At 44.0% G+C, this 18,740-nt stretch carries 19 protein-coding genes; 6 read left to right on the top strand and 13 right to left on the bottom strand.

Annotated elements, in window-relative coordinates; genetic code table 11:
* Positions 1–163: 163 nt before the first annotated feature.
* Genes mukB through cmoM form a run of 4 tightly spaced genes read right to left on the bottom strand, consistent with a single transcriptional unit; the run spans position 164 to position 7,434 of the window.
* The gene (gene mukB, locus OCU48_RS05200; RefSeq protein WP_141344281.1) at positions 164–4,618 is read right to left on the bottom strand and encodes a chromosome partition protein MukB; all 4,455 of its coding nucleotides are present in this window, start codon (positions 4,616–4,618) and stop codon (positions 164–166) included.
* Entirely contained in the window at positions 4,615–5,307 is a 693-nt protein-coding gene (gene mukE / locus OCU48_RS05195) for a chromosome partition protein MukE (RefSeq protein ID WP_141344280.1), read from the bottom strand. The genes mukB and mukE overlap by 4 nt, the downstream gene beginning before the upstream one ends.
* Entirely contained in the window at positions 5,288–6,640 is a 1,353-nt protein-coding gene (gene mukF / locus OCU48_RS05190; protein WP_167496155.1) for a chromosome partition protein MukF, read from the bottom strand. Before mukF ends, mukE begins: the two co-directional genes overlap by 20 nt.
* Positions 6,641–6,648: 8 nt before the next feature.
* A complete protein-coding gene (cmoM, locus tag OCU48_RS05185; RefSeq protein ID WP_141344278.1) occupies positions 6,649–7,434 on the bottom strand; it encodes a tRNA uridine 5-oxyacetic acid(34) methyltransferase CmoM in 786 nt (261 codons plus the stop codon).
* A gap of 179 nt (positions 7,435–7,613) precedes the next feature.
* Here cmoM and elyC point away from each other — a divergent pair, with 179 nt between their 5' ends.
* The 6 genes from elyC (at position 7,614) to OCU48_RS05155 (ending at position 11,708) form a co-directional block, all read left to right on the top strand.
* Entirely contained in the window at positions 7,614–8,381 is a 768-nt protein-coding gene (elyC, locus tag OCU48_RS05180; protein ID WP_141344277.1) for an envelope biogenesis factor ElyC, read from the top strand.
* Between the two features lie 88 nt (positions 8,382–8,469).
* The gene (gene torD, locus OCU48_RS05175; RefSeq protein ID WP_141344276.1) at positions 8,470–9,120 is read left to right on the top strand and encodes a molecular chaperone TorD; all 651 of its coding nucleotides are present in this window, start codon (positions 8,470–8,472) and stop codon (positions 9,118–9,120) included.
* Positions 9,121–9,268: 148 nt separating this feature from the next.
* Complete coding sequence (gene purR / locus OCU48_RS05170; protein WP_141344275.1) at positions 9,269–10,285, top strand: HTH-type transcriptional repressor PurR; 1,017 nt, start codon at positions 9,269–9,271, stop codon at positions 10,283–10,285.
* 72 nt (positions 10,286–10,357) lie between these two features.
* Positions 10,358–10,564: a hypothetical protein gene (locus tag OCU48_RS05165; RefSeq protein WP_141344274.1), complete on the top strand. Its 207-nt coding sequence runs from the start codon at positions 10,358–10,360 to the stop codon at positions 10,562–10,564.
* A gap of 130 nt (positions 10,565–10,694) precedes the next feature.
* On the top strand, positions 10,695–11,381 hold the full coding sequence (locus tag OCU48_RS05160) for a TVP38/TMEM64 family protein (RefSeq protein ID WP_141344273.1): 687 nt from the start codon (positions 10,695–10,697) through the stop codon (positions 11,379–11,381).
* 12 nt (positions 11,382–11,393) lie between these two features.
* Positions 11,394–11,708, top strand: a complete 315-nt coding sequence (locus OCU48_RS05155; protein ID WP_141344272.1) for a putative signal transducing protein — start codon at positions 11,394–11,396, stop codon at positions 11,706–11,708.
* Positions 11,709–11,717: 9 nt separating this feature from the next.
* Here OCU48_RS05155 and OCU48_RS05150 read toward each other — a convergent pair whose 3' ends face one another.
* The 9 genes from OCU48_RS05150 to OCU48_RS05110 form a co-directional block, all read right to left on the bottom strand.
* The gene (locus OCU48_RS05150; protein WP_141344271.1) at positions 11,718–12,542 is read right to left on the bottom strand and encodes an alpha/beta fold hydrolase; all 825 of its coding nucleotides are present in this window, start codon (positions 12,540–12,542) and stop codon (positions 11,718–11,720) included.
* A 115-nt stretch (positions 12,543–12,657) separates the two neighbouring features.
* Positions 12,658–13,194 carry a DUF3833 domain-containing protein gene (locus tag OCU48_RS05145; protein WP_141344270.1) on the bottom strand — a complete coding sequence of 179 codons (537 nt, stop codon included), beginning with the start codon at positions 13,192–13,194 and terminating at the stop codon, positions 12,658–12,660.
* Positions 13,191–13,760, bottom strand: a complete 570-nt coding sequence (locus OCU48_RS05140) for a chalcone isomerase family protein (protein ID WP_141344269.1) — start codon at positions 13,758–13,760, stop codon at positions 13,191–13,193. The genes OCU48_RS05145 and OCU48_RS05140 overlap by 4 nt, the downstream gene beginning before the upstream one ends.
* The gene (locus tag OCU48_RS05135) at positions 13,741–14,274 is read right to left on the bottom strand and encodes a DUF2878 domain-containing protein (RefSeq protein WP_337983902.1); all 534 of its coding nucleotides are present in this window, start codon (positions 14,272–14,274) and stop codon (positions 13,741–13,743) included. Before OCU48_RS05135 ends, OCU48_RS05140 begins: the two co-directional genes overlap by 20 nt.
* A 3-nt stretch (positions 14,275–14,277) precedes the next feature.
* Positions 14,278–15,522 (bottom strand): SAM-dependent methyltransferase, encoded by a 1,245-nt coding sequence (locus OCU48_RS05130; RefSeq protein ID WP_141344267.1) that lies wholly within the window; start codon positions 15,520–15,522, stop codon positions 14,278–14,280.
* 24 nt (positions 15,523–15,546) lie between these two features.
* A complete protein-coding gene (locus tag OCU48_RS05125) occupies positions 15,547–16,281 on the bottom strand; it encodes a DUF1365 domain-containing protein (protein WP_141344266.1) in 735 nt (244 codons plus the stop codon).
* Positions 16,278–17,561, bottom strand: coding sequence for an NAD(P)/FAD-dependent oxidoreductase (locus tag OCU48_RS05120; protein WP_141344265.1), 1,284 nt, complete (start codon positions 17,559–17,561; stop codon positions 16,278–16,280). Before OCU48_RS05120 ends, OCU48_RS05125 begins: the two co-directional genes overlap by 4 nt.
* The gene (locus tag OCU48_RS05115; RefSeq protein ID WP_141344264.1) at positions 17,561–18,292 is read right to left on the bottom strand and encodes an SDR family NAD(P)-dependent oxidoreductase; all 732 of its coding nucleotides are present in this window, start codon (positions 18,290–18,292) and stop codon (positions 17,561–17,563) included. The genes OCU48_RS05120 and OCU48_RS05115 overlap by 1 nt, the downstream gene beginning before the upstream one ends.
* Entirely contained in the window at positions 18,289–18,711 is a 423-nt protein-coding gene (locus tag OCU48_RS05110; protein ID WP_141272194.1) for a nuclear transport factor 2 family protein, read from the bottom strand. Before OCU48_RS05110 ends, OCU48_RS05115 begins: the two co-directional genes overlap by 4 nt.
* Positions 18,712–18,740 lie beyond the last annotated feature (29 nt).

The following is an 18,740-nucleotide window of genomic DNA, read 5'->3' as shown; positions in this document are numbered from 1 at the left end:
GGTTTGAAAATATACTAGGTTGGGCACTCGCCAAGATACTGGATAACCACTATGTGGTTTCCAGTATGACGATCTTGCTATTGTGTTTCATTTTAAGGCAACGTCATCCTGGAAAGTTCATAGAACTTATCCAGGATCCTAGGACGCACATCTCTCACCAGTACTACACTACCTCAGCCTCATCAATAGGCTCTGAGCCTACCGATTGTTGACCAAAGCCACGCAAACCAACCACATGCACGTGTTCATGGTCTTTGAATACCTTACGTACTAGCTTGTAGGTGGTTCCCTTTTCTGGGCTGATATTTTCAGGAGCGGCAATCAACAATTGCATATTCAAACGATCACACAGCTCGAACAGGGTCGCAATAGACTTCGCATCAAGACGGGCTGCTTCATCCAAGAACAGCAGGCGACACGGAACAATATCTTTGCTACGTAAGCGTCGTGATTCTTCTTCCCAGCTCTGAACGACCATCAACAAGATAGATTGACCAGTACCGATCGCCTCACCCGTAGATAGTGCTCCAGATTCCGCCTGTAACCAGCCCTCTGAGCCACGGTTTACCTCAACACCCATTTCTAGGTAGTTACGGTAATCTAACAGCTCTTCACCCATCACCTGTGGTGAGCGCTGTCCCATGTCGATGTGAGGGTTCACACGTTGGAATAACTTCGCCATAGCTTCGGAGAAGGTCAGCCTTGAGTTATCAAACAACTGTTGATGTGTTTTATCTGGACAAGCTAAGCTGCTTAACAAGATTTCATGACTCTCACGGATCTGTACGTTAAGTCGTACGCCCTTAACCTGACCAAAGTGGATATTCGACAAGCCTTGGTTCAAGATGCGAATACGATTTTGCTCACGCTGTATGGTTTTCTTGATAATACTCGATACCGATTCCGAGCTGATTGCCAAACGGTTCTCTCGTTGGTTCAACTCTTCAGTCAGACGTGCAAGTTCCACTTCCATTTCTTCGATCGCTTCTACAGGATCATCAGTGTGAATGATATCCTGACGAATACGCTCTCTTAGGTACTGATAAACTGCAATGTAGAATAAAACCTTACGCTCCGGATACGCCGTATCTTCCGATGCTCGCAGTGAATCTCGCAGGTCTTCTTCATTAGCCACAGCCAAGCGAAGCGCACCTAGTGATTTATCAGACATGGAGCGAAGCTCACCCTCTGAAAGATACGCCAGTTCACGTTTGTGCAATCTGCGTTCAACGTCATGCTCTCTTGCAAGCTTAAGAACCGAACACCAGCCAGCTTTTGCCGTCACAACGAAGGTACGCAGTTCTGAGTACTCTTTTTGTTGCTTCTTCAGTGCTTTAGTTGACGTTCGAAGTTCCATCTCTGTAGCGGTCAGTGTCTTTTGCATCTGCGCTTGAGCAGTTCGAGAGGTTTCAATACGCTGATGCAAGCTTTCTTTGCGCGTTTGAGCGCGATCAAGGATGCCTTCATCTAAAGTAATGCCTGCTTCTGTTAGCTCTTGGCGGAACTCTTGAACGGTTTCCGATTTCGCTTGATGCGAACTCTTCAATGTTGCAAGTAACTGATTGTATTGTTGGAACTGTTGCTGTGCTTGTTTAAAACCTTCACGAGCTCGGTCTTTCTCTTGTTCTGCTGTGGTGAGTTTCAGCTTTAGCTGCTCACTCAATTCACTGCTTTTATCTAATAGCTTTACTGAGTCAGCATAAGCAAAGTGAGCTTTTCGTCCCAAGACATTCGAAAGTGCGAAAGCCTTCTGTTTGTTGAGTTGAAGTGCTTGGTCCAAAGCTTCATATTCTGCTTGAATAGCGTCAAACTGCTCAGGATCAGCCTCAAGTGCATTGGCAATCGGCTCCAGTTTTTGTAACGTCTGACCAAATTGGTCAAGGTAGCGTTTGCTCTCAGACAACAATTCTAACTTCTGCTCAATTTCCTCTAAACGTTCGCTTAACGACTCGTCTTCAAGCAAGTGCAGAGACGGCGTAATCTTATCTAGCGCAGACAATGCTTTCTTCGCTTTCGCTAATGCGGCCTTGTACTCTGTTTCTGCAGATTGTGTTGTTGATAGCTTTTCAATCAGAGTATTACGTTGGTTTCGCAATGAGCTAATGCTTTGCTCTGGATCGTCTTCAAATGCCACTTGAGCATGATTTGCCACAAAATCGTTAAATGCTTGGTATAGACGCTGCGCTTTTTGCGCATCAAAAGAAGCTTTAGCGTAGTCTTCAATTAATTGGTCACGCTCTTCTCGAAGTATTTCTAAACGAGATTCACGTGCCGCTCGCCCAAATAAAGGAACTTTAGGGAAGCGCGAGAAACGCAACTGTTGTTCGCTTACTTGAACGCATACTGCGCCTTCGAATTCTTCTACCTCAAACTGACTTTCATCAAAGGCATCTACGTCACCTTCTAAGATATATACATCATCAGGGCAGTCATCAAACTCAACTAAACGCTCTTTCACGCCGCTCATATCTGATACCACGATAGCGTGACGAGCCGGACCATACATTGCGCTAAAGTACGGTGCATCTTCTAAGGTAATATCGTCGTAAATCTCAGAAAGGAGAACACCACCTAGACTATCCGCTAATGCCTTAAGACGAGCGTCGTTTGCACCACCTGGTGTGCCTAACGCTTCAATTTCCTTCTCAACTTGAGTGCGACGAATCGCCAATCCATCCTTAGTTGACAATAAGGCTTTTTCTGACTCCAACACTAGCTGCATTGAAGCCATCACCGAATGCGCATTGTTAAGATCTGCGTCAGTCTGCTCACTTAGTTGATTGAGAGCATCATTAGCTTTAATCCAGCGAGGTGCTATCGTTTCGAAACGTTGGATCTCAGAATTGATTTGCTGTTCATTGCGACGCATCTCAATCAAGTTTTCACGACCCGATTCAATGCTTTGCTCCGCCGTCTCAATGGTTTGAGATTGACGTTCATATTCCACTTCAAGATCCGCTTCATCAACAAGCAAAGTAGCAAATTGCTGCTGATAATCGCTCACCAATGAGCGAACGGCTTGTTGTTTAGCTACTGCTTTGGTTAGGTCTTGTTTTTGTGACTGCCAATGCGTCAGTTGCTGAGCATCATTGTTAGCGGTAACCGCTTTTGCCAACGCATTCTTGGCAAAAAGTGCTGCATTACTGCGCTCACAGTCAGGGTCAAGATGCTTAACCAATTCAAAGGCTTTGTTGAACTGCTCTACACCTGCAGAATTAATATCTAGCTTGTGCTTTAGCGATAGAATTTGCTGGGTTTTCTTTTGCTGCTGCGTCGTTAGCTCTGCAATTAATGCTGGGATCTGGTCTACAGATTCAATATCCAAATCACACAGCACTCGAGTTTCTTCAAGTGCTTTGACCGCTTGTTGATATTGCAAAGCGCGGGTTTGCTGAACATCTAGTGCTTGTTGATAATCAGCGAGCTGAGATTTAAGACTATCTACCTCTTGCTCAGTCAGTTCGCTTTGCTCTTCCGCCATGATAAGGGCCTCTTGAGCCTCTTCCACAACCATGATTTGCTCTTCAAGACGCTCGCTTAGTTCAATTAAGTCTTCTTCATAGCGAGCAATTTTCTGTTGCTGCTGAAGTGCATTTTGAACTAACTGCAAGTAATCAATAGCCGACTGATGGTCTTGCTCTAATGCAGAGTGCTCTTCTAGCACCGTTTCAAGTTGCTGCTGGGTTGTATTAAGCAGCGCATTGTTATCAATAATTTGCTGGCGGTTGCTAAACAGTTCTGCTCGTAAACCTAAGGTCGCTTCTAGCTTTGAACGACGCTGATTAGCATGGCGCATGTAATCTGCTGCCACGTAATTGGTCGATTCAGTGAGTAGATGCTTAAATAGATCACGATCTGCCTGAGTATTTTTAATCGCCTCTAGAGTGATACGGTTTTCACGCAGCGCCGATTCCATATCTTGGAATGCTTTCTTAACGCCGCCATTTTGAGGCAATAAGTAGTCACGTAAAGAGCGAGTAATGGTACTTGAGATACCGCCGTATAATGATGCTTCAATTAGGCGATAAAACTTCGAGCGGTCACTCGAGTTACGCAACTTCTTCGGTACAACGCCAAAATCAAACATCTGAGCATGGTAATCAGTAATAGAGTTAAAGGCCTTAAATTGAGCACCTTCTATTTGAGCAACACGCTCTTTTACCTCATTTAACTGACAAACCTTAGCCTGAGTCTCATTCACCGTCTCGATAAACAACTGCGAGGCCTTGATTGAACTCGGCAGTCCTTGAATAACAAACGGTTTGATATCGACTTTCTTGTCTCGACCTGCTATTTGCTGCAATTTAACCGCAAATACCAGACGCTGATTACGAGAGTTAACAACCTCTAGCGCTGAATAACACACACCCGGCTGTAATTTACCGTACAAGCCCTTATCTCTAGAGGCTTGCGAACTACCCGCTTCAGTAGTGTTTCTAAAATGCAGTAGGCTTTGATCTGGAATTAAAGTGGTGATAAACGCCGCCATAGTGGTCGACTTACCCGCACCGTTACCACCAGAAAGTGTGGTTACAAGACCATCGATGTCAAAGGTACGCGCGAAGAAACCGTTCCAGTTCACCATCGTCAGTGATTGATATTTTCCTCTTTCAATCATGCTTGTTCCTCACTCTCAGACTCATCTAGCAGGGTGCCTTGTTGTACTTCTTCTGAAGGTACGGCTTCACCATCTCTAATTAAACGCATTTGTGCTTGCTGAACATCGTCACCAACTCGAACATCAGCACCAAAACGGAATACCGCTTCACTGATGCGGAATTTATCACCCTCACCAATCGGTAGAAGCATCCCTAGACGCTTCAAACGACGCAGTGACGTACGAACCTTGTCGTACAGCTTTTCTTTATCCAGATCAGTACCGGTTGCTTTGTTGGTTACAAACTTCATTAAAGTCTGGTGATCCGCAATAGACAGCAACTCTTCAAACATCTCTTGGTTACTAAAGATGCCTTCTTGAGCCAAGCGCTCTGGACTGAGATATAAGAAACACAACACTTTGCCCACTAGCATATCTAGTTCAGATAGCACGCTACGGTTAATCAAAGTTGTTGAACGTGGGCGCAGGTAGAAAAAACCTTCTGGCGCGCGCACTAATTCAGTGTTGTAACGCTGATAAAACAGCATTAGATCGGTTTCGAAATCACACAAGAGTGCATGGTTATCCATATCGTCTTGAGTAATGTGACGACCTGAGCGAAGCAGGCTATCCAATACAGGAAACAGCGGATTTGCAATCGCTCGTACTAGGTTCTCTGGCATATACATATCAGAATTTGTTGATGACATTTGCTTGTACCTTTGCACCATATTCGTTAATCGACTGCCAATCTGGCTGAATGGCTGCGTAGTCTTGTTCTGAGTAACCCAAGCGCACCGCTTGGTCGACTACCATTCGAGCCAAATCAAAATGACTCGCTTGTGGGTGAGTGGCAAGATAGTTGCGCAGTACCTCACCAAGGTCGATTTTCGCTCCCTGGTTTTTATGATTTTTCAGCATACCTTTAACTTGCTCGGCCAACTCATTGGTTACCTGTAGCATCTCTTGATACTCGACCTCTGGTGGCAATTCGCCTAACGCTTCATCATTTTTAAGCACCATAGATTCATCTCTTAGGTCTCTTAAGCGTTCAGCATCCGCAAAGGTCAGCAGCCATGAGTTGACTCCAAAGTCTTGAATAGACTGACGAAGCCTTTGGCTAAAGGCACGGTTTTTATCCATATCAATCGCGGTACGAATAAATTTATGCACGTGACGGTCGTAACCGATCCATAAATCGATGGATTGCTGGCCCCAGCTAATAATTCGGTCGAGTTTTACTTGCAAGCTAAACAATACCGCATCGATATAGTCCAGGTCTTCATTGCCGTACACGACTTGTTGTAAAGTCAGAAGCTGAGACTGCAACTCATCGCCGGCAGCCTGCAAGGAGGATTGCAGCTCAGTTAAGGTATTTGAGGTTGCAGATAGCAAGTTTTCACATTGACTGATGGCCTCGCGCCAATCTTGATTCAACAGTTCTGCTATTTGCGTTTTTACTTGACCTTGCTCTTCGTCCATTACCCTTTGGTTTAGGTCGATCTGGTCAAAGATCTCAGCCACAGAAAACTTAAGCGTGCCATAAATATCTCGGCGCCAGCCTTCAACAGTCGGATCATCTTCTGCAATAGTCACCACATTCGTTAGCTCTTTACCGGCTAAGGTCAGCTGAATGGATAACTTAAGCTTCGAAAATTGGCGATGCCTCAAATAATACTCAGAAATACCCACAGCCAAAGGAGACAGGCGATAGATACTGCTGCCTTCTTGTCCTTCACTGGTAAATCGACTGAGTAGTCTTTGTGCCACCAAACTGTTAATCGCATTATTGGCCTTGAACGTTGCATTTCCTGAGCTTTCAGTACCACTAAACTCGCGCTGAACAATGTTAAATACATCGTGCAGTTCGCCTTCACCCAGTTCTTCATCAAAACGCTCTTGACTTAACAGGGCGATACCGACCAAAAAGCTCAAGTGTTCGCTGCTTAAATTAAGGGAAAAATCATGTTGTTTAACCCACCCGACCAACTCATCTACGGTGACTTGATCGTTTTGTTGCCCTTCTTGGGAGAGTTGACTCATCCAGTTCCCTACTGTTGTTCCTTCTGAACCCATACATGAATGTATCTTCCTAACGAAAGGTAGGGCTCAGTTCTGCATAATTGCTGTTCAAGTTGCATCAATTCTTGTTGACTGTAATCACCCACATACTGGGTAAATCCAATGTAATCATGAAAAGATCGGATTCCTGATTTACCACAAATGCGTAAATCACATTGCTGTAACCATTGGTATACATCTTCAGGTAACAACCCTTTCTGAGGTTGCAACTTAAACCGTTTACGATGGGGCATTCCCTGCAATACATGAGGTATGTTGCCGCAAATTACGTTTTTCATCACCAATCCGTGGTGGTTATAAAACATAATCGATGCCATGCCACCAGGGGCGACGTGACTCATTAATTTCTGAAGCGCTTGTTTGGGATTTACTAGCCATTCCATTACCGCATGAAACAGTATTAAATCCACGGGATATTCGATATGTTTATCCAACTCTTGAACCGGCGCGTGTATAAACTGATACTGCTCTAGCAAACCTTTTTGTGCAATATCTTGCTTAGCTAACGAAAGCATTTCGTTAGACACATCACACAAAATAATTTTATGACCTTGCTGTGCCAACTTTTGTGACATTTGAGCTAACCCACCTCCTGCATCAAGTACGGTCAGGGGTTTCGAGTCGCCACCAATCTGGGTTATGATTTGCTGCAAATCTTCCCAGACGATAGTCTGACGTATATTACCTTTGTCCGAACCATAAATATTTTCGGCAAATTTATGGGCAATGTCATCGAAATTACGATCTTGTGTCACTTTTATTTAAGGTATGATGTTATTTAAGAGTGTTTCGTATTGTGTCACAAGGACGTCAAGAATAAAGCGCTGTCGTTGATTTGACTCTTCGATCGACTAAAAAAACGGCCAAATGCGGAGCATTTATTCCCGTGACACATTTTTTGCCTCACTTAACCTAGGAATTGGTTTATCTCAACATGTTTGAACTGAAAAAAATCATCACAGCTTTTCTTATGCCACTGCCCGCAATGTTGTTGGTTGGCTTTGTGGGATTAGCGCTCGTTATGTTTACACGAAGGCATAAAGCTGGCTGTATCTTCATCTTTATCTCGCTGATGTCGATCTTTGCTATTTCATTCCAACCAATCTCAACCTCACTCCTTAAGCCTTTAGAACGAAAATACACTGCCTTTTTACCGCCTTCAGAGAGCCTAGATTATGTCATGGTGTTGGGCAGTGGACACGTAGTAGACCCTGAGATTCCGCCTACTTCAGAGCTCAGTCGTACTGCATTGATGCGCTTAAGCGAGGGTATCCGTATTTTACGTATGTACCCAGGAGCCAAGCTTATCTTGTCTGGGTACGACGGAGGCTCAGAAATGAGTCAAGCACGCATGATGGCGACGGTAGCTTTAGCATTGGGTGTCGCAAAATCTGACATCATTCTTTTAGAAACAGCGCAAGACACATGGGAAGAGGCAAGACAAGCGGCTGGATTTGTCGGTCAAAAAAGCCTAGCCCTTGTGACTTCAGCTAGCCATATGGACAGAGCTTTAGGGGAGTTCCACAGTGCCGGTCTTGAGCCACTGCCAGCACCGACCAATTACTTAGCACAATCGAATATCAATCAGGCATGGGTCAAATATACGCCACAAGCTCGTTATCTCGAACAAACTGAGCGTTATTGGCACGAAACCATGGGGATTTGGTGGCAGAAGATACGAGATCTTGTCAGCTCCAACTAACTGATTCATAATTTAAGACTATATCTAACACGTTAAGGCTATCTACACAGGTAGCCTTTTCATTTGTGTCAAGGAAGTGGATTTATCTATGCAAGAACTAAAACAGTTCAACGAACAGCGTGCTGAAATCTATTGGTGGTTTTCAAGTCTGTTCTCTAAAGAACTGACCGAAGAAGATTTAAAGGCCTACCAATCTGCCGAAGTCCGAGGATTTTTAGGCGGGCTTGCTGAAAATGAAGAATTGGTTAAGTCGGTAGAACGCGTAATTGATGCACTCAATCGTCTTCAAGTGAGAGAGGATGCTCAACTTGAATTAGCGGCCGATTTTTGTGATTTATTTTTGACGTCAGATAAGTATGCCGCACTGCCCTACGCGTCTATCTATCTGGATGAAAGTAAGCTTCTTAATGGCAAGCCTGCTCAAGATATGGCGCAGCTAATGCTTGAAAAAGGCATTGAAGTGGACAAAAATTTCAACGAACCTGCCGATCACCTAGCGTTAGAGTTGGACTTTCTGGGTAACCTGATTATCCGCTGCAATGAGCTAGAACAAGAGTCTCATCTTGAAGAGGCACTGGCAGAGCAAAAGGCGTTAATAGAAGAACATATTCTGTCTTGGATTCCGCAGTTTTCGGAAAATTGTGCACAGTACGACGAGTTTGGCTTTTATTCTTCAGTCGCCGAACTGCTTGTTAACTTCTGTGAATTAGATTGTCGCTATCTTGGCAATCAACAATAGATTCACATTATGGCCATAAATGCATTGTCAGCACTTGTATTTATGGCTAGACTGCCCGGCGCAATCGTTTGCAGTATAGGGCTAGAGTGCTAACCTCTTCCTAACATTCTATTTTCAATAACCCTCGGTTTTCTTTACAAGGTATCGCATGGCAACCATTAAAGACGTCGCAAAGCTAGCTGGTGTGTCCACTACCACTGTTTCCCACGTTATTAACAAAACCCGCTTTGTTGCAGAAGCAACCCAAGAGCGTGTGATGGAAGCAGTAAAAGAGCTTAATTATGCACCAAGTGCAGTGGCTCGTAGTCTTAAATGTAACACCACCCGTACCATAGGCATGTTGGTAACTCAGTCAACGAACCCATTTTTTGCCGAAGTGGTTGATGGCGTAGAAAGCTACTGTTACCGCCAAGGATATACCCTTATTCTGTGCAACACTGGTGGGCTGTATGAGAAGCAACGTGACTACATCCGCATGCTTGCCGAAAAACGTGTCGACGGTATTTTGGTCATGTGTTCTGATCTGACTGAAGAATTACGTGGAATGTTAGACTCTCATCCTGGTATCCCAAAAGTCGTCATGGACTGGGGTCCTGAATCTTCATCTGCGGACAAGATCATTGATAACTCAGAAGAAGGTGGCTATTTAGCGACTAAATATCTTGTTGAGCATGGTCACAAGCGCATTGCGTGTTTAACTGGTCAGGCAGAGAAGCTTGCTTGTATTGAGCGTATTTCTGGCTACAAGCGTGCATTAAAAGAAGCGAATATTGCTTTTGACGAGAAGCATGTTTTCGAGGGCAATTTTGAATGTGATACTGCTGTTGAAACTGCCGACAAGCTATTCGCTATCCCAGAAGAGCAGCGCCCTACTGCAGTGTTTTGTTTTAATGACATCATGGCATTAGGCTTAATCAGTCGTCTTCGACAACATGGCCTGTTAGTTCCAGAAGATATTTCGATCATTGGATACGATAATATCGACCTTGCTGCTTATTTTGCTCCGCCACTGACTACGGTCCACCAACCTAAACGTCGTGTGGGTAAGACTGCATTTGAAATTCTTCTAGAGCGAATTAAAGACAAAGATCACGAACGTCGTATCTTTGAAATGCATCCAGAGCTGATTGAACGTGCGAGTGTGCGTAACCTCAATGTTGAATAAGTCGTAGAATCTTTGAAAACGGCAGTCCTTGGGCTGCCGTTTTTGTTTTATGTGAGAAATAACAGATGTGCATTGAGCTTACTCTGGGCTCAAGTAGAGTGCATATTGCTAGCATGGGCACTCTCTAAGGTCCTGAATCAAGTTCAGGATGACGGAGGTTGTAGCTGGCTACTGTGCGCCATTGAAGCGAACAATAGCGTCATACTGGAAACCGCAGCGCGGTTATCCAGTATCTTGGAGAGCGGTAATGCCGAGATTAAGCACTCTCCAAGATACTGAATCAAGTTCACGATGACGTATTAACAAATAATCTACGTATTGAATTATTAGTCGGCGAGATAAATTAATTTGAAAGTTTTTTATTGTTTGTCGTGTCTCTATACTTACTCAGGATGATAAGGGCGGAATCATGAATAAGAAACTGATAATCGGACTAATTTTAGTCATTGCCATCGTATTACTTGGTGCTAATTTTGGTCAATACCTGACCCTAGAAAATGCCAAGGCACAGCAACTGGCATTGAATGTACAAATCGAAGAAAACTTCGTGCTTTCTGCGGCTCTGTATTTTATTGGTTATGTATTCATTACCGCCTTTTCTATTCCTGGTGCCGCAGTAGTAACGCTGCTAGGAGCTGCCTTATTTGGATTTTGGACTAGCTTATTATTGGTGTCTTTCGCAAGTACCATTGGTGCAACCTTGGCTTTCTTGAGTAGCCGTTACTTACTGCGCGATTGGGTACAAGCGAAATTTGGTTCTAAACTTGAGACAATAAACAAAGGTGTCGAAAAAGATGGCGCATTTTATCTGTTTTCATTGAGACTGATTCCTGTATTCCCATTTTTCTTGATTAATTTGCTAATGGGGCTCACACCGATTTCTATCGCTAAGTATTATGTGTTTAGTCAATTAGGCATGCTTGCGGGGACAATGGTGTATCTTAACGCGGGGACACAATTAGCAGAGATAGACAGTTTGTCTGGGATCGTTTCACCTACCGTATTAGCTTCATTTGCCTTGTTAGGACTATTCCCACTGATTGCCAAATGGGTAATGGGCAAAATCCGCCCGCAAAATGGTTCACGCACAGCATAACAGAGGAAGACAATGAAATTATTTGTCGCACAAAATCCCCCACAAGCTCACATACTTTGTGAGCTTTTGCTTAGTCATAACATCCAGGTCGAGGTCCGAGGAGAAGGTATGTTTGGTCTACAGGGCGAACTGCCAATGGACGATTCTAGTTTGCCGTACTTATGGCTAATTGATGAACATAAGCATAAACAAGCTAAAGCTGTGATTACAGAGTTTGAACAAAACGTGAGCACTTCTGCAAACAGCGAATGGCGCTGTGCAGAATGTGATGAAGTCAATGAAGGGCAATTTGGGTTGTGCTGGCAATGCGGACATTCAGCCAGCTAAATCGCCAAGTTATGCTGTTTTGCTATCCACCATTGATTGGATGAATGCAATAGATTGTTGATTAAATTCCACAGGGCGCTCGACATTACACACATGGCCACAGTCTTCAATCTCAACTAACTGGCTGTTTTGATGAACAGAAACCATCTCTTTAACCGGTTTAATGAACATATAGTCCTTATCGCCCATCAAGTAGAGTGTTGGTATATCAAGTTCTTTGTCCTTGAAATAACGCATGATTGGGTTGACGTCTGATGCCAGTTTAAACCAACGCTTAAACTCTTTCTGGCATAACTTTCTCGCTTCTCGAACAAACATTAAACGAGATTCAACCTGACCTTTTTGTGGCATTACGATCCAAGCGAACAAGCTATACAGCCACATATAAGGGATAATGTTCTTAAACATTCCTCCCAGCTTCACCAAAATCTGTGAACGAGTATCAAAACGGGTTACCGCGCCACCGAGCACCATAGACTTAACACGCTCTGAGGCCATCTCTGCTAGGGTACGCACAATAATAGTACCAAGCGACATACCCACAAAGTGTGCTGACTTAATCTTCAAATGATCCAAGACGTTTACAATGTCTTTGGTCACTGACTCGAAAGTATAGCGTTTGCTAATGATGTCTTGAAATAAGGTGTTTGATTTGCCGTGACCGCGTAGATCTATCAACAAAATATTGAAATGCTCTTTATACGCTTTAATTTGCTTAAACCAAATAGAAGAACTGCCACCCGCACCATGCACAAACACCACCCATTCCTTAGATTCAGGATGGCGGTAAGTTTTATGAAATAAGATAGGGTTAGATTCAGCTATTGCAGTCATTAATCACATTATAAATAAGGCGTATAGTGCTTCGATAGTATCATAATCGGCCATAACACTGGGGTATCAGGCTGCGCAATTTGTAACAAACGGTGATCTACTGCACAAGTTCGCTCTAATCATTACGTTGGAAAAACAGCGTCAAAGTACCGAACTCAATGCCGAACTTCCTTATAGAGGTTAAGTTAAACAGATGCTTATCATCTTGGCGATAAAGCCAATCGTCGAAACCCACCACTACTGTTGAATCACCACGAGGAAGCTCGAAATCATAAGTCCAACGAAGTGCATTACCTACCTCTTCTCCCGTGGCAACACCGATGATGTCATCAGCTTTACCTTCATAAGTCCCGTCTTCCAAGCGAGTAATGACCCAAATCCGCGTCGACTCTTCGCCATCATCAAACACAAAACCTTCGTTAAGGGTCAACACGTTTCCTTCAACGCTACCGTTTAACTCCACTTCAAACCGACGGGTTTGCTTGCCACTGCGGTCTTGAACCATTCCCCAAGCAGTTACACTGCCTTCAAAATACTCAAACAGATCGAATCGAGGGCCTTCCTGCTGATAATCACTAAGATCTGCGCTGCACCCCAAAAGGTACAAAGCCCCAATGAGTGCACCGAAAGCTCTAAATGTTCGACTAATCATCGTTGTTTCATTCCTATAAGTTGTTGGCGGTGCTTCGGATATTCAGTATTTGGCGAGAGCCAGATCGCAAGAAATGCATCATTTAAGGCCTCATTAGTAATCGTGCCTCTCAGCTGAGTTACACCATCTTGCGTAATGTACAAAAACGAGCCTGTTTGACCGTCAGTGATATAAACCAGCTGCTCGCCTGTAGCGACATCAGGATAGATAGCGTCAAGTATCTGCGTCCATCGAACAGAATCAGCCGATGAATAGCCAAGATGAAGCCATTGCTTTTTTGTCTCTTTCAAAAGGTGTTTTTTTGAGATATTTCTCTCGTAGGTAATAGCAAGAGCGATAGGATGAGGTGTAATGTCGTTATCAACAGTATAAACCCCATTAGGGGCGCGAAGCTCTGAGGTGTATACATCAAAGAACATAAAATTAAGGTCTGCTGACCCTACCGTTGGCCAGTGTGTCCACCCGCTAAGAGCTTCCGTAGTGCTGGAGTTTTGGACCTCTGAGGCCGCCGTGCCATAAGAGGCTATGCAAGCAAACAGCAAGGTCTTAAGTGTGATGAGTCTCATGCTGATTATGTCCCTTTCCTCGTTTATCTAACGCTTTAAGGGAGTAGATGACAAGTGCAAAAAGTAAGAACCATTCTATGGTTAGAACCACAAAGGTCATTTCGTCAGAATATGGCCATTGCACCGCACCTAGTTTCAACCCTGCAAAATAACTGCCGGCTGCTCCGAGCGCTCCTATCATACTTACGATAGGCAGAGGAAAACGGGTCAAAATTGTTTTCATTTGATACGCATACCAAATGAAAATCACCCATAACAAAATCAACCATGCTGGAATCCATGACTGTGGAAACAAGAACAAGCCGATAAAACCATGGAAGGTATCTAAGACTATACCAATGAGAACTAACGTGGCTAACCAAGCGAGATTAATCTGCTCTTTCTTTACCGAATAAACAAGAGTTGCCCCCACAGCGAGTAGCAGTAGAAAAAAGGTGCTGTCTCGACCAATGACGGCTAGAAACCAAAGGCCTTGGAACCAGATAGATTTGACCAATAGCTCCTTGTTCATCATCAGTTACTTTGGATTGCGAAAGGTTAAGTGAACGGTACTGATTCGCTGCGCAAGGAAGCCACCTTCACAGTAACATAGGTAATAACGCCACATACGTATAAAGCGTTCATCGTAACCAAAGCTCGCGAGCTCTTTCTCCGACAAATTGAATCTATGCAACCACTCACGAAGTGTCTTAGCGTAATCCAATCCTATGTCATGAAGATCATTCAAAACTAGCTGGCTGTGTTTTGTGGTTTGTTGCAATAAATGGGTTACGGACGGTAGGAAGCCACCAGGGAAGATGTATTTTTGAATGAAATCAACGCCCTTGCTGTAAGATTCGAATCTTTGGTCGGCAATGGTTATCGCCTGAATCGCCATAAGCCCTCCAGGTTTAAGTAGGCTCTGACATTTATTGATATAAGAAGGTAAAAACTCTCTCCCCACCGCTTCTATCATCTCGATAGACACTAGTTTATCGTACTGCCCTTCAAGGTCCCTATAATCTTGTTTCAAAAGCGTGACTTGCTCAGAGAGTCCCTGCTCCTGCACTTTTTGCTGCGCAAAGGCAAACTGCTCTTCTGAAATCGTAGTGGTAGTCACTTGGCAGCCATAGGTCTTAGCCATGTATATCGCCATTCCCCCCCAACCTGTGCCTATCTCAATGACAGAATCGCCGGGTTGCAGTTCCAATTGCTGACAAAGCCTGTCCATTTTATTAATTTGCGCTTGCTCTAATGTGTCATTGCTATTGTTATAGACCGCTGCTGAATAGAGCATGTTGCTGTCGAGAAAACGCGTGTAGAGATCATTTCCCAAGTCATAGTGGGCGCCAATATTTTTCTTCGAATTAGTGTGAGTGTTCCTGTTTAGCCAATGACCCATCTTGTATGCGAGTTTCTTAACCAGGCTTTGCTTGCGGTTCATGTTATCCAGTGAGTTGAGATTCAACGCCATCAACCTCATCACAGCGGTAAGATCGCTGCTCTCCCACCAGCCATCCATGTAAGCTTCTGCCGCAGCAATACTGCCACCGCTTAGCATTCTAGAGTAAAAATCGGGATGACAGATCTCTATAGAAGCGTGAAAACTCTCGGATGCAGGACCGAAATCTAAAGATTCGGCAACAGATTGAGACTCAAAACGCTCAATTATGGTTAGTCTGCCATGCTGAAGTTTTTGTAAGTGATTTAGAAGAAGCGCTCGAGCGGAGCGCTGCAGAGGCGAAAGATCCTTTTCTATAACTAAAGATTGTGAATCGTACATTGTGAAAAGCCTCCTGCTTTCTCATTATTTATTTTTTGCTGGATGCGGGTAGATGGGTACTTTCTTAATCCACAACTTCAATGCGTGCCAGTAAATGCCTGTGAGTACTTTTACTGTCAAAATCGGAGTAGAGATCAACTGTTTAAGAAGATTTCTACTATTGAAGGCCCTCGCCTTCATGGATAAGGTAGCATCAAACTCTTTGTTCTCCCTGTGGCACTCCAGATGGACCATCAGCTTTTCTGAAAGTGGCTTGAGTCGCCACACATATTCCTGTTCAACTGGGTTAAAAGGCGACACATGAAACGCCTTATCATGTTTCCAGTTTTCGCCATCTTCGCCTTCGTCAGCATCAATGGCATAATAGTGTCGCTCGTTCCAAGGCGTGTTGCTTACTTCAGCCAATAACATCTGCCATTGCCCTTTACTATCATAAACATAGTAGAAATTAACCGGGCTGAAGTAGAGGCCAAGATAGCGAAGGTGTACTACCGCGACGACTTTGCCACTAAAACGCTTTCCAGTGAGTTCGTATACCTTTTCTTGAACGGCGGATTTTAGACAGCCTTCACCCACATAATCACGGCGATTGAAACGAGCCCAGTGCCACCACTTTTCTCCAAATCCCCACACTGTATTTGTTAGAAACTGAAGCTCATCCACATCAATACTAGGCATAAATAATGGGTAATTAAGCGCATGCTCTACTGGAGAGAAACGCCTATGCCTTACCGTACCAACTAAGATTGCGCTATTCATGCTGCGCCTTTGCGCTGAAGACGCTCTTGCATTGCATCAATGCCTTTCACCACTTGCAACGCACTATGTACACCATCTTCATGGAAGCCATTACGCCAATAGGCACCGCAGAACCAAGTCGAGTTATTGCCCTGAAGCTCAGTACTGCGTTCCTGTGCGGCGATAGATTCCCTAGTAAAGACCGGATGATGGTAGGTAAAAATGCGCAAAATTTTGTTTTTATCTATATTCGGACTGTTATTGAGTGATACGCAAAAGGTATGCTGTGACTGAATATGCTGCAAGATATTCATATCATAAGTTAAGGTGGGTAAGCGGTTTTCTTGGTCTTGATCACCGGATAAATAATAGTTCCAAGAAGCCCAGGCTTTGTTGCGTTTTGGCAAAAGGTTTGTATCCGTATGCAAAACCACTTCATTAGCTTGATATCGCATATTTCCCAAAATATCGGCTTCTTGTTGTGTTTGTTCTTCACCTAAAATGTTCAGCGCCTGATCGCTATGACAAGCAAAAATCACGTGGTCAAATTGCAACCAATCGCCATTCACTAATAATCGGACACCCACAGGCAATCGTTGAACCCGTTCAACAGGAGAATTGAGTAAGATCTTATCTGAGAACCCTTTGGTTAACGGCTCTATATAAGCTCTAGAACCTCCATCTATCACATACCATTGTGGTCGATTTTTAATGTCAAGCAGGCCATGATTTAGGAAAAATCTTAAGAAAAAAGAAAGGGGAAATACTCGCATATCTGCAAGGGTCGATGACCATATGGCCGCGCCCATGGGCAAAATGTAGTTTTCACTGAAATAGTCACTAAAATCGTGCTCTTCAAGGAGAGATCCTAGTGTCTGCTCTTTGGTTAAATCGGCGCCCGCCAAGGATTTAGCCAGCTTGTTAAAACGAAGGATCTCAGATATAAACGAGTAGAATTTTGGATTAAACCAATTGCGCTTCTGAGCAAACAACGTTGAAAGAGCATGACCGTTGTATTCCAGTCCGTTACCGTCATTTCGTACGCTAAAGCTCATTTCTGTCGGATTGCCACGCACGCCGATCTCGTTCATCATCTCGATGAAGTTTGGATAGGTGCGATCGTTATAAACAATGAACCCTGTATCAACGCTGTAGGGCTTACCCTCAACCTCAACATCCACAGTCGCAGTGTGACCGCCGATGTAGTTATTTGCCTCAAACAAGGTTACGTCGTGTTCTTTATGTAAACGGTATCCGCAAGTGAGTCCAGATATCCCTGTACCTATAATCGCAATCTTCATTACTGTTTTTCCTTAATCAGTTTCTTGGCAAGACGATGCTGCAGTGAGTACGGCAAACTTCCCAAGATTCTCAATATCCATGTAAAACGTTTGGGAAAGTAGATGTTAGTTTTACCAGACTCGATTCCTTCTTTTATCGCCTTGGCCGCCTCGTCTACTTCAATCATCATCGGCATCGGAAAGTCATTTTTGTCTGTCAGTGGGGTTTTAACAAATCCTGGAAAAACGGTGCTTACTTTAATTCCTTTCGGCGCGAGGTCTACCGCCAGTGTTCGGGATAAATAACTCACTGCTGCCTTTGAAGCGCCATAAGCTTCGGCGCGAGGAAGCGCCATCTCGCTGGCTATGGAGCCTACTATCACGAGTTGGTGCCCTGAAGAAAAATGATGCTGCGCCCCTTCAATAGCATTGGCGAGTCCAATTACGTTTATCGTGAACACTCGTTTAATCAACGCTGCATCTACAATCCCATCGTCAATATATTCGCAGTCTCCTGCATTAAATACCCAAGTTTGTGGAATCGGATCTAAATTTTGAAGAGCTTCCTTGCATGAATCAAGGTCGGTAAGATCAAATTGAAGTGGCTTTACATGTTTTCCTAGAGCGACTAGTTCGTGAAGCTTTGCTGAGTTTCGTCCGCAAACATAAACAGTCTGACCTGACTGCGCATAATCTTTGGCAAGCTGCTCCCCTATTCCTGAAGTTGCTCCGGTAATCAAGATTGGATTCATGATTGACCCAACCTTTTCTTGATAGTTTTAATCACCGAACCTAATACAGGAAGATTCTCATAAAGCATCTCACCCATATCGAAGTAATCACGATGGTGTATCACCTTGCCATCGCGAAACTCGAGATGGCTGATTCCCTGAACCGCGACCTCACTGCCACCCTTCAACTTTGGATGACGCAATCGCATCGTCCAGATGATGAAACCTGCATCACCGGCTTGGTGCTTACTGAGAATGTCAAAACGACAATCAATCACGTTCTGATATAAGTTATCGAAATAAGATGACAGCTCTGCCCAGCCATTTAACTTATGAGCCGAATCCTCAAAAATTACATCTTGATGATAGATTCGAGTCAGACTGTGTAAGGTGTCTTTGCTCAGGCTTTGATATACATCTGCAACAGTATCAATGTTCATCGTCCATTTCCTAATGGCTACGACAGGGC

This window comes from Vibrio inusitatus (assembly GCA_024346935.1).
GTDB lineage: Bacteria > Pseudomonadota > Gammaproteobacteria > Enterobacterales > Vibrionaceae > Vibrio > Vibrio inusitatus.
This window is presented reverse-complemented; position numbering and strand designations above follow the sequence as displayed.